The sequence below is a fragment of the Deinococcus rhizophilus genome (genome assembly GCF_030271215.1).
GTDB lineage: Bacteria > Deinococcota > Deinococci > Deinococcales > Deinococcaceae > Deinococcus > Deinococcus rhizophilus.
On record NZ_JASNGB010000098.1, the window covers coordinates 1 to 11,162 of the forward strand.

General features: G+C 70.6%; 11 protein-coding genes and 1 pseudogene. 7 read left to right on the top strand and 5 right to left on the bottom strand.

From position 1 onward, the window contains the following. Positions 1-1,978: pseudogene (locus QOL99_RS10810) on the bottom strand (RecQ family ATP-dependent DNA helicase); the annotation flags it as partial. Between the two features lie 62 nt (positions 1,979-2,040). Between QOL99_RS10810 and QOL99_RS10815 the strand changes: the two are divergent. Continuing rightward, positions 2,041-2,271 carry a hypothetical protein gene (locus tag QOL99_RS10815; protein WP_285523762.1) on the top strand — a complete coding sequence of 77 codons (231 nt, stop codon included), beginning with the start codon at positions 2,041-2,043 and terminating at the stop codon, positions 2,269-2,271. Here the strand turns inward: QOL99_RS10815 and QOL99_RS10820 are convergent. After that, on the bottom strand, positions 2,226-2,471 hold the full coding sequence (locus QOL99_RS10820; protein WP_285523764.1) for a hypothetical protein: 246 nt from the start codon (positions 2,469-2,471) through the stop codon (positions 2,226-2,228). The genes QOL99_RS10815 and QOL99_RS10820 overlap by 46 nt on opposite strands. Positions 2,472-2,528: 57 nt before the next feature. On the opposite strand from QOL99_RS10820, the gene QOL99_RS10825 reads away from it, so the two are divergent. Then, entirely contained in the window at positions 2,529-3,401 is an 873-nt protein-coding gene (locus QOL99_RS10825) for a PIG-L deacetylase family protein (protein ID WP_285523766.1), read from the top strand. 34 nt (positions 3,402-3,435) lie between these two features. Here the strand turns inward: QOL99_RS10825 and QOL99_RS10830 are convergent, their stop codons facing one another. The 3 genes from QOL99_RS10830 to QOL99_RS10840 are packed head-to-tail and all read right to left on the bottom strand — an operon-like array spanning position 3,436 to position 4,426. Continuing rightward, on the bottom strand, positions 3,436-3,735 hold the full coding sequence (locus QOL99_RS10830) for a roadblock/LC7 domain-containing protein (RefSeq protein ID WP_285523767.1): 300 nt from the start codon (positions 3,733-3,735) through the stop codon (positions 3,436-3,438). Then, the gene (locus QOL99_RS10835) at positions 3,732-4,079 is read right to left on the bottom strand and encodes a roadblock/LC7 domain-containing protein (protein WP_285523769.1); all 348 of its coding nucleotides are present in this window, start codon (positions 4,077-4,079) and stop codon (positions 3,732-3,734) included. Before QOL99_RS10835 ends, QOL99_RS10830 begins: the two co-directional genes overlap by 4 nt. Then, entirely contained in the window at positions 4,076-4,426 is a 351-nt protein-coding gene (locus QOL99_RS10840; protein ID WP_285523771.1) for a roadblock/LC7 domain-containing protein, read from the bottom strand. Before QOL99_RS10840 ends, QOL99_RS10835 begins: the two co-directional genes overlap by 4 nt. A 296-nt stretch (positions 4,427-4,722) precedes the next feature. Between QOL99_RS10840 and gyrA the strand changes: the two genes are divergently transcribed. The 5 genes from gyrA to QOL99_RS10865 all read left to right on the top strand — a co-directional run. Then, positions 4,723-7,152, top strand: a complete 2,430-nt coding sequence (gyrA, locus tag QOL99_RS10845; protein ID WP_285523773.1) for a DNA gyrase subunit A — start codon at positions 4,723-4,725, stop codon at positions 7,150-7,152. 284 nt (positions 7,153-7,436) lie between these two features. Next, positions 7,437-8,054 (top strand): helix-turn-helix domain-containing protein, encoded by a 618-nt coding sequence (locus tag QOL99_RS10850; RefSeq protein WP_285523775.1) that lies wholly within the window; start codon positions 7,437-7,439, stop codon positions 8,052-8,054. 125 nt (positions 8,055-8,179) lie between these two features. After that, entirely contained in the window at positions 8,180-9,550 is a 1,371-nt protein-coding gene (locus QOL99_RS10855) for an FAD-dependent oxidoreductase (protein ID WP_285523776.1), read from the top strand. 85 nt (positions 9,551-9,635) lie between these two features. After that, complete coding sequence (locus QOL99_RS10860) at positions 9,636-10,295, top strand: glycosyltransferase family 2 protein (RefSeq protein WP_285523778.1); 660 nt, start codon at positions 9,636-9,638, stop codon at positions 10,293-10,295. 33 nt (positions 10,296-10,328) lie between these two features. Then, the coding region (locus tag QOL99_RS10865; protein ID WP_285523780.1) for a prephenate dehydrogenase at positions 10,329-11,162 on the top strand (834 nt) is incomplete at its 3' end.

Genomic DNA, 11,162 nt, shown 5'->3' on the forward strand with positions numbered 1-11,162 from the left:
CGCAGCAGCCCCAGCACCGCCGCATTCCCGGCCGCGCCCCGCTCCGCTTCTGTCGGCTGGCGGCTGGGGGCTGGACGCCCACCGCCCGACTCGCCGCGCACCACCGCCAGCACCTCCTCACCGTACTGTTCGAGCTTGCGCACGCCTACCCCGCTCACAGTGCCCAGCGTGTGCAGACTGCCGGGGCGCAGTTCGGCCACCGTCTTGAGGGTCGCGTCGGTGAAGATCACGTAGGGGGGCACGCCCTGTTCGCGGGCCTTCTGGAGTCGCCAGGCCCGCAGCGCCTCGAACAGGGGGCGGTCCTGCGCGTCCACCGGGGCGCGGCCGGGCCGGGCCGAGCGGTCCCGGGCCGGACGGGGCGCGAGAGTGTCCTCGCGCAGGTGCAGCGTCTCCTCGCCGCGCAGGAGCGGGCGCGCCTTTGCCGTCGCACTCAGCCCGTGGTGCTCGCCCGCCGCGAGGTAGCCCAGGCTGACGAGCTGGCGCAGCAGCCCGCGCCACGTCTTCTCGTCGTGCGCCTTTCCGACGCCGAAGGTGGGCAGCGTGTGGTGCCCCATCGCCCGGACCTTCTCGGTGTCGCGGCCCAGCAGCACGTCGGTGAGGTGAGCGGCCCCGAAGCGGTTCCCGGTGCGGATCGCCGCCGAGAGGGCCATCTGGGCCTCCCGCGTGGCGTCGCGCACGCGCGGCGGGGCGAGGCACACGTCGCAGTTGCCGCAGGGCTCCGGCAGCGTCTCCCCGAAGTACGAGAGCAGGACCTGACGGCGGCAGGTCGCGGCCTCGCAGTAGGTCAGCAGCGCGTCGAGCTTGGCGGCCTCCACCCGGCGCACGTCCTCGGGGGCCGCACTCTGGGCGAGCATCCGCCGGACATTCACCACGTCGGCCAGCCCGTAGACCATCCACGCGGTGCTCGGCAGCCCGTCGCGCCCGGCGCGGCCCGTCTCCTGGTAGTAGCCCTCCAGGCTCTTGGGGAGATCGAGGTGGGCGACGAAGCGCACGTTGGGCTTGTCGATGCCCATGCCGAAGGCCACGGTCGCCACCACGATCAGACCCTCCTCGTTCAGGAAGCGTTCCTGGGCCGTGTTGCGCTCGCGCGGCGAGAGGCCCGCGTGGTAGGCGACCGCGTCCAGGCCCTGCGCCTGGAGCCACTTCGCGGTCTCCTCCACCGACTTGCGGCTGAGGCAGTACACGATGCCCGCGTCGCCCGGATGCTCGCCCCGGATGAAGTCCAGGAGTTGCGATTTCGGCCCCTCCTTCGGGGCCACCCGGTACTGGATGTTGGGGCGGTCAAAGGACGAGATGAACTGCGGCGCCCCCTCCAGCCCCAGCACCCGCAGGATGTCCGCCCGCGTGCGGTCGTCGGCGGTGGCGGTCAGGGCGAGGCGGGGAATGTGGGGAAAGCGCCCAGGCAGGACGTGAAGTTGCCCGTACTCGGGCCGGAAGTCGTGCCCCCACTGCGAGACGCAGTGCGCCTCGTCGATGGCGAACAGGGCGACCGGGGCGCGTTCNGCCGGAAGTCGTGCCCCCACTGCGAGACGCAGTGCGCCTCGTCGATGGCGAACAGGGCGACCGGGGCGCGTTCGAGGAGATCCAGCGTGCGGGGCAGCAAGAGGCGCTCGGGGGCCACGTACAGCAGATCCAACTCGCCCGCGAGCAGCGCCGCCTCCACCTCCCGTACCCCCTCTGGGCTAAGGGTGGAGTTCAGGAAGGCCGCCCGCACGCCCAGCTGCCGCAGGGTATCCACCTGATCCTTCATCAGGGCGATCAGCGGCGAGACGACCACGCCGACGCCGGGCCGCAGCAGCGAGGGCACCTGGTAGCACAGGCTCTTGCCGCCGCCCGTGGGCATCAGCACCAGCGCGTCGCCCCCCCCGGCCACCGTCCGCACGATGTCGGCCTGCACGCCCCGGAAGGCGTCGTAGCCCCAGACGCGCTTGAGAATGTCCAGGGCCTGCGGGTCGGTGGTGGTCGGGGCGGCCGTCATCGGGGCCGATGATACCGGAGTACGCCGGGGACAGAATGCGGACCTGACCCTAGACTGGCCCCATGCCCGACCACCCGACCGAGGACCGCCTCTCCACCCTCCTTCAGGCCGAGGTCTACTGGACCGCCCGGGCCATGCAGGAACAGGGCAGCCGCTTCTACCGGGCGCTGGGCACGGCGCTGGAGGCCGCCGACCTGGGCAACCGCCGCCGGTTGTACGCGGCGTGGCCGGACGAGTTCTGGGACTTCTACCGGCGCGGCCTGCGCCTGCGCGAGGGGTCGGGCGAGGGCTGACCGATCAATCCGAAGGCGGCCTCGCGCAGCAGGGTTCGCAGGGCGGTGAGGGGACCGGACCGGGAGGCGCCGCGCACCCGCTCCTTCTTGGCGGCGAAGCGTGCCCGGTCCGCCGCGCTCGCTCCGGGGCTGGGTTGACCGATGGCTCCCAGAAACAGTTCCCGGAAGGCGGTCCAGAGGCTGTGCAGGGTGGCCCGCATATCCGGGATACGCCCCGGGGGTGCCCGGGGTTCCCCGCCCGCCGTAGACTGCCGCGCATGACTGCCGCCCCTCTCCCCCATCAGGCCCAGCCCACCCTGCTCGCCGTGTTCGCCCACCCCGACGACGAGGCCTTCAGCGTCGGCGGCACGCTGACCCACTACGCCCGCCGGGGGGTGCGGGTGGTCCTGGCCTGCGCCACCCGGGGAGAGGCGGGCAAGATCACGGTGCCGGGGATGACCGTGGACGACCTCGGGCAGCAGCGCGAGGCCGAGCTGCGCGAGGCGTGCCGCGTGCTGGAGATCGGGGAACCGGTCTTTCTGGACTACCACGACTCGGGCCGCTACGAGCGCACCCGCCATGACGACCCGCTGGCGCTGATGAACGTGAACCCGCTGGACGTGGAGGTGAAATTGCGGGCGCTGATCGAGCAGGTGCGCCCGCAGGTCGTCGTGACCTTCGACCCGCACGGCGGCTACGGGCACGTCGACCACCTCCAGATTCACCGGGCGACGACCGCCGCCTTTTTCAGCACCGGGCACCTTCCGGGGGGCGGGCCGCAGCGGCTGTACTACACCGCCATGTCCCACGAGGCTGCCGCCGGGATAGCCCGGATGGGGCAGGACCTCAACCCGCTGGTCTACGGCGTGTCGGCAGACACGGTCGCCGTCCGGCTGAACGTGGCTGCCTACGCCGAGAACAAGAAAGCGGCCCTCGCCGCCCACGGCACCCAGACCGGCGCCGAGAGCCTGCTGGGCCGCATGACCCCCGAGGAACGGGAGGCCCTCGAAACCCGCATGCTGGGCACCGAGGGCTTCAGCATCGGCGGCACGCGGACGCCGATCACCCGCTACCCGCTGCGGGGGCTGTTCGACGGGGTGACGGGGTGCGAGGAGGTGGAGGAGTCGGAGGCGGTGGCGCCGGGCGTGTAAGCCACCGGCAGGCTGCTCCTCCGTGCCACCCGCCCTACCCCAGCAGCCTTCCGACCGCGAAGCGCACCCGGCCCAGACTGGCGACCTCGTCGAAGGCGGTGAGCAGCACCCCGTCGCCGTGGGGGGTCAGCAGCACCGGGCCGTCCCCGAAGTCGAGCAGCAGGTCCTGCCACTCGCCCGTGCCCAGCGCGGCCCTCAGGCTGCCCACAACGGCGCGGGCGGGCGGCACGACGGTGATGTCGGCCCCCGCCCCCGCGCTGGTGACGACCTTGCCCGCCGCGTCGAGCAGGGCGACGTGCCGGACCCCGCGCACCTCCAGCAGTTCGGAGATCACGCGAACTCCGGACGTGGCAGATCGGTCAGCTCCAGCGCCAGCCGGGCGAGGAGTTGCTGCGCCGCGCGGGTGTCGGTGCCGCGCGTCTGCGCCACGCCGAGGATGAAGTCGCCGCTGGTCACCGCGACGACCTCCACGCGCTCGCTGGTAAAGGCCAGCCGGGTCACTTCCCCCGCCCCAAGACGGCGGCACACCCGGTCGAGACTGACGCGCAGGGCGGCGAGTTCGGCGGCCAGGCCGTCGCCACCCTCGCCCAGCAACTCGATCGGCAGCCCGTCGGGGCCGACCAGGGCAGCGGCCACCACGCCGGGCAGGGGGCGCAGGGACTCCAAGCGGGCACTCACAGCAGGGCCTCCAGGCGGTGGGCAGCGGCGCGGCCGTACAGCCGGGCCTGCCCCAGATTGCTGCGGGCGTCCAGCGCCAGCAGCAGGAAAAAGGCGGACGTGATGGGGTGCAGGTAGACGCTCAGGCGCTCGCCGCGCAGGTACAGCTCGCGTACGGAGCCGCCGCCCAGGGTGTCGCCGTAGGCCGCACCCGAGGCCCGCATCAGCCCCGCGTGCTCGGCGACCAGCAGATTGAGGTCCGCCTGCGCCGCCGCGTGGCCCTCGACCAGCAGACCGTCCAGCCCGCCGATGGCCGCCGCCCAGGCTCCGTCCACGTCCGCGACCAGTTGTGTGAGATGTGACAGCATCCCGGCGATCATAGGGGGCGAATCCACGCAAAATTCTCACAAGCGGGAGGGTGCCTGGGAGAAGCTCCCGTCCATGCCGCCCGGCCGCCCCTCTCCACCGCCCACCGTTCAGCCTGCCGCGTGTTTCTGGCGCTCCCCTGCGGTAGAATGCAGGCCATGAAGGGAAGGGAGCGCGTTACGCTCTGGACAGAATGTGATAGACTCATTCCATTCCCGGCGAGGTTGCCGGGCTTCCCCATCTCTCAAGCGGCGGCAGGCGGGACCTCCCGGATGGCCGCGCACCCGACTGGAGCCTCATGACCGGAATCCATCCCGTTGACATCACCGCAGAAGTCAAGACCAACTTCATCAACTACGCCATGAACGTGATCGTGGACCGGGCGCTGCCCGATGTCCGCGACGGCATGAAGCCGGTGCAGCGCCGGATCATGTACGCCATGCTGCTCGAGGGCCTCGTGTCCAACCACAAGCACGCCAAGAGTGCTTCGGTGGTCGGTGAGGTCATGAAGAAGTACCACCCCCACGGCGACTCGTCGATCTACGACGCGATGGTGCGGCTGGGGCAGTGGTGGAACATGCGCTACACGCTGGTAGACCCCCAGGGCAACTTCGGGTCTATCGACGGCGACCCGCCCGCCGCCATGCGCTACACCGAGGCCCGCATGACCAAGGTGGCCGAGGAGGTCCTGGCCGACCTCGAGAAGAACACCGTGGTCATGAAGCCCAACTACGACGAGACGACCGAGGAACCCTCGGTGCTCCCGTCGGCGGTGCCCAACCTGCTGATCAACGGCGCGACCGGCATCGCGGTGGGCATGGCGACCAATATCCCGCCGCACAACCTCACCGAGATCAGCAACGGGCTGCTGGCCCTGATCGACGACCCGGCCATCAGCCTCGACGAGATGATGACCCACGTGCAGGGGCCGGACTTCCCGACGGGCGGGCGCATCTCCCGGCAGGGCATCCGCGAGGCGTACGCGACCGGGCACTCGGGATTCAAGGTGCGCGGCAAGGCCCGCATCGACGAGAAGAACGGCCGCAACCAGATCGTGATTTCCGAGATTCCTTACCAGGTCAACAAGACCAACCTGATCCAGACCATCTCGGCGATGTACAAGGCGGGCAAGATTCCCGACATCTCGGCCCTGCGCGACGAGTCCGACCGCAAGGAACCCGTGCGGATTGTGATCGAACTCAAGCGCGGCGCGATTCCGACGCTGGTGCTCAACCAGCTGTACAAGTACACCCAGCTGCAGTCGACCTTCACGGTGATGAACCTCAGCATCGTGAATGGCGAGCCGCGCGTGCTGCCCCTGATCGACACCATGCGGGCCTTCCTCGACCACCGCCGCGAGGTGGTCACGAGGCGCACCGCCTACGAGCTGAAAAAGGCCGAGGAACGCGCCCATGTGCTGGAGGGGCTGGTCAAGGCCCTCGACCACATCGACGAGGTGATCGAGCGCATCCGGGCCAGCAACACGGCGGCCGAGGCGCGGGACACCCTGATGAGCCGCTTCGACCTGACCGAGATTCAGGCGCAGGCGATTCTGGACATGCGCCTGCAGCGGCTGGTTGGCCTGGAGCGCGAGAAGCTGATGGCCGAGTACGACGAGCTGCAAAAGACCATTGCCCGCCTGCAGTCCATCCTGGGCGACGAGAAGCTGCTGTGGCGCGAGATCAAGAAGGAGATCCGCGACATCCGTGACCGCTACGGCGACGAGCGGCGCAGCACGATCACCGACCTGGAAGACGACATCTCCAAGGAGGACCTGATCGCCGTCGAGGACATGGTGATCACCATGACGCGGGCGGGGTACCTCAAGCGCACCAACCTGACCGCCTACCGGGCGCAGGGGCGCGGCGGGCGCGGGGCCTCGGGCGGCAAGCTGCGCGAGGAGGACGTGAACACGGGCGTGTTCGTGGGCTCCACCCACGACTACATGCTGTTCTTCACCGACCAGGGCCGGGTCTTCCACGAGAAGATCTACGACCTGCCGGAAGCGGGCCGCGACGCCAAGGGCACCCACATCCGCAACCTCTTCCCCGCCCTGCGTGACGACGAGAACATCGCCTCGGTCCTGAGCGTGGGGGGCTTCAGCGAACCCGGCAGCTTCGTCTTTGCCACCCGCAAGGGCGTGGTCAAAAAGACCCTGATCACCGACTACGGCAACATCACCTCGGCGGGCCTGATCGCAATCAACCTCCAGCCCGGCGACGAGCTGATCGGCGTGCGGCTGCAGCGCGACGGCGACCATGTGGTGCTGGCGACCCGTGACGGGCAGGCGATGCGCTTCGCAGCGACCGAGGTCCGTGACACCGGCCGCGCCACCCAGGGCGTGATCGGCATCCGCCTGCGCGGCGACGACCGGGTGGTCAGCATGGCGCTGGTGCCCGGCGGCGACGAGGGCAGCGAGCTGCTGGCGATCAGCGAATGCGGCCTGGGCAAGCGCACCCCGGTGGCCGAGTACCCCAGCAAGGGGCGCGGCGGCCTCGGCGTGATCACTCTCGACGTGACCGACAAGACCGGCAAGCTCGTCGCCCTGACCCACGTGGCGGGCAACGAGGAACTGATGGTGCTGACCGAAAAGGGCACCGTGATCCGCACCCGCGTGGAGGAGGTCCGGGTCACCGGGCGCAACGCGCAGGGGGTCAAGGTGATCAACATCGGGGACAGGGACTGCGTGATCGACGCCTTCCCCATCCGCCGCGAGGACGCGCTCTAAGCTCCCGCCCCCTCACCCCTGCCCGGCTTCTGCGGAGGCCGGGTGTTTCTTTTCGGGAGGTCAGGCAGGATGAGGGGTCAGTGAGCCTGACCCACCTGTGATCAGGTGTGAAAACGCTGCCCTGGACGTGCACGATCAGCCTGGGTTGATCCGGCAAATCTGTGAGCTAAACCCTTTTTAAAGAAACAAAACTGTTTACAAAAACGTGACCGTGGGTTACACTGTGATCCATGCCGGGATGGTCCGGCGCCGCTTACGAACCTCACCGCCAGGAGGCGACCCCAATGACGCAGACCCACACCACCTCCCTGACCAAGACCTTCGTGGACACCGTCACCTACCGGCCCGGCGCCGTGATCCTCTACCCCGGCAAGAGCGACATGCTCTACCGCGTCGCGAGCGGCCTGGTGCGCGTGCACACCATGGACGACGACGGCAACGGCCTGACCCTGCGCTACGTCAAGCCCGGCGAGTACTTCGGCGAGGAAGCGCTGGCGGGTGTCAACCGCGCCTACTTCGCGGAGGCCGTGACCGACTCCACCGTGGACGTGATCAACCCCGCCCTGATGAGTGCGGAGGACAACCTGATCGTGACCACGCACCTCGTCAAGACGCTGGAGCGGGCCTACGAGAGCATCTACCGTCTGGTGGGCAAGCGGCTGCGGGCACGCATCGCGGGCGAGCTGCTGGAGCTCAAGGACACCGCCCTGGCGACCCAGCTCGACTCTGGCGAGACCATGATCTACGCCACCCACGACGAACTCGCCGCCGCCGTCGGCTCGGTGCGCGAGACCGTCACCAAGGTGGTGGGCGAACTCAGCCGCGAGGGCGTGATCAGCGCCGGGTACGGCAAGATCACCCTCAAGGACGAGCGGGCGCTGGCGACCATCTCCGCCGCCTGATCCCCCCTGCCCCGCAGCGCCATCCGGTTCACGCCGGGTGGCGTTTTTTGCGGTGTGTCGCCCCGTCCTGCCCAGGGGAATGGCGGCACGCTCCGGCCCGGCCTCCCCCGCTACACTCGGCAGCGATGAGCGAGCAGACCTTTTCCCCCTCCCTGGGCCGTCCGCTGCGGGTGGCCGTGATCGGCAGCGGTCCCAGCGGCATCTACGCCGCCGAGGCGCTGACCAAGCAGACGGCGATCCCGGTAGAAGTCGACGTGTTCGACCGCCTGCCCACCCCCTACGGACTGGTGCGCTACGGGGTGGCCCCCGACCACCTGACCATCAAGAGCGTGACCCGGGCCTTTGAAAAGGTGCTCTCGGACCCCCGCGTGCGCTTTCTGGGCAATGTGGAGTTCGGCCGCGACCTCACCCATGAGGAGGCGCGGGGCCTCTACGACGCCCTGGTCTACACCGTGGGCGCGAGCGCCGACCGCCGCCTGGGGATTCCCGGCGAGGACCTGCGGGGGTCGATGAGCGCGACCGAGTTTGTCGCCTGGTACAACGGCCACCCCGACGCGGCGGCCCGCGAGCTGGTGCTGAACGCGGGGGGCGTGGCGGTCGTGGGCGTGGGCAATGTGGCGCTGGACGTGAGCCGCATCCTGGTCAAGACGGTCGACGAACTGCGCGGGTCGGACATCGCCGGTCACGCGCTGGAGGTGCTGGAGCGCAGCGCCGTCCGCGACGTGTGGGTGCTGGGGCGCCGGGGCGCGGCGCAGGCCAAGTTCACGACCAAGGAACTGCGCGAGTTCGGCGAGCTGAGCGCCGCCGACCCCGTTGTCAAGCCCGCCGAGGTCCAGATCGACGAGGCGACCGAGGCGCTGATCACCGACAACGCTGTGAGGAAGAATCTGGAGGTGCTGCGCGACTTCGCCGTGCGGACGCCGGGGGGCAAGGAGCGGCGCATCCACCTGCGCTTTCTGGTCTCGCCGGTCGAGATTCTGGACGACGGCAGCGGGCAGGTGGCCGGCCTGAGGGTCGAGCGCAACGTGCTGGACGAGGCAGGAAACGCGGTCGGCACCGGCGAGTACGAGGTGCTTCCCGTGCAGATGGTGCTGCGCTCGGTGGGCTACAAGGGGGTCGCGTTGCCGGGCGTGCCCTTCGACGAGCGCCGGGGCGTGATTCCCAACGCGGAAGGCCGGGTGGAGGGGCGCCCCGGTGAGTACACCGCCGGATGGATCAAGCGTGGTCCCAGCGGCGTGATCGGCACCAACAAGAAGGACGCGGTGGACACGGTGGCCGGGCTGCTCGCGGACGCGGGGGCCGGGGCGCTGCCCGCCGCCGCGCAGCCAGGCCGGGAGGCCGTGGACGCCCTGCTGCGAGACAGGGGCGTGGACGTGTACACCTACCACGACTGGCAGGTGCTCGACGCCCACGAGCTGGCCCAGGGGGAGCAGCAGGGCCGCCCCCGGTCGAAGGTGGTGCACAAGCACGAGATGCTGACGCACCGCAAGGGCTGAGGCCGAGTCTTCCCGCGCCCCGCCCCTCCTGCCCAGTGGGAGGGGGTTTCGCCTGCCTGCCGGGGGTGAAGTACCATGCGGCCTGATGCTGCCGTCCGCCTCCCCTTCCCCTCCCCGCGTGGCGGTCGTGATTCCGGCGTACAACGAGGAAGAGACCGTGGCGACGGTGGTGCAGGCCGCGCTGGCCTTCAGCCCGGAAGTCGTCGTGGCGAGCGACGGCAGCGCCGACCTCACCGCCGAGGTCGCGCGGGCGGCGGGGGCGCGGGTGGTGGAGCTGCGCGAGAACCGGGGCAAGGGTCCGGCGCTCAAGGCGGCGCTGGAGGCCACCGGGGCCGAGTTCGTGGTCATGCTGGACGCTGACCTGCTGGGCCTGACGCGCGAGCATCTGGAGCAGCTGCTGGCCCCCGTGCTGGCGGGCGAGCTCGATATGGCCATTGGCGTCTTCGAGGGGGGCGGCAGTTTCGCGAGCGACTGGGGCAACCGGCTCACGCCCAACCTCAGCGGGCAGCGGGCCTGCCGCCGCGACTGGCTGCTCGCGGTGCCCCGGCTGGGCGAGGAGCGCTGGCCCGAGCCGCCCATCACCGACTGGCTGCGCGAGACGGGTGCCCGCTGGGACTACGTGGAGCTGGGGCAGGTCCGGCAGGTGCTCAAGGAAACCAAGCGCGGCTTCTGGAAGGGGGCGCGTGCCCGCACCCGCATGTACGCCGAGTTGCTGAGCTACCGCCGCCGCAGACGCCGGGGGTAGGGGGGAAGCGGCCCCCATGCTACGGTGACCCGCATGGCCGATTTCGCGTCCCCCACGTCCTCCCCTGTTCCCTTCGAGCGTGCGGCCATCGCGGGGGTGGGGCTGATCGGGGGCAGCGTGGCGCTGGGGCTGCGCGAGCGGCTGCTGGCCCGCCGGGTCGTCGGGTACGACGCCAGCATGGACGTGCTGCGCGAGGCTGAGGCGCTGGGGGTGGTGGACGAGGTGCAGGCCACGCCCGGCGAGTGGCTGCGCGGCTGCGATCTGGTGGTGCTGGCCGCACCGATGGGGGCGCTGGGGCCGCTGGCCCGCGAACTGGCCCCCTTCCTGTCGCCGGAGGCGCTGGTCATGGACGTGGGCAGCGTCAAGGCGGGGATCGCCGCCGAACTCGACGCGCTGGGCGTGCGCGGCTTCGTGCCGGGGCACCCGATGGCGGGCAGCGAGCGCGGCGGCGTCACGCACGCGCGGGCGGCGCTGCTGGAAAACGCGGTGTGGGTGCTCACGCCGACCGAGCACACCTCGCTGACGGCCCTGAGCCGCGCCCGGCAACTGGTAGAAGGGCTGGGGGCCGCCCCGGTGGTGATGCCGCCCGAGGCCCACGACAGCCTGGTGGCGACCGTGAGCCACCTCCCCTACCTCGTGAGCCTCGCGCTGACGCACCTCGTGGCGCGGGACGAGCGGCTGAGCCTGCTGGCGGCGGGGGGCTTCCGCGACCTCACGCGGGTGGCGAGCGGCGATCCCCGGATGAGCCGCGACATGGTGGTGGAAAACCGGGAGGCCCTGCGCGAAGCCCTGGCCCGCTTCCGCCGGGGGCTGGAGCGGCTGGAGGCCGACCTGGAGCGCCCCGGCGACCTGCTCGCCGCCGCCGCC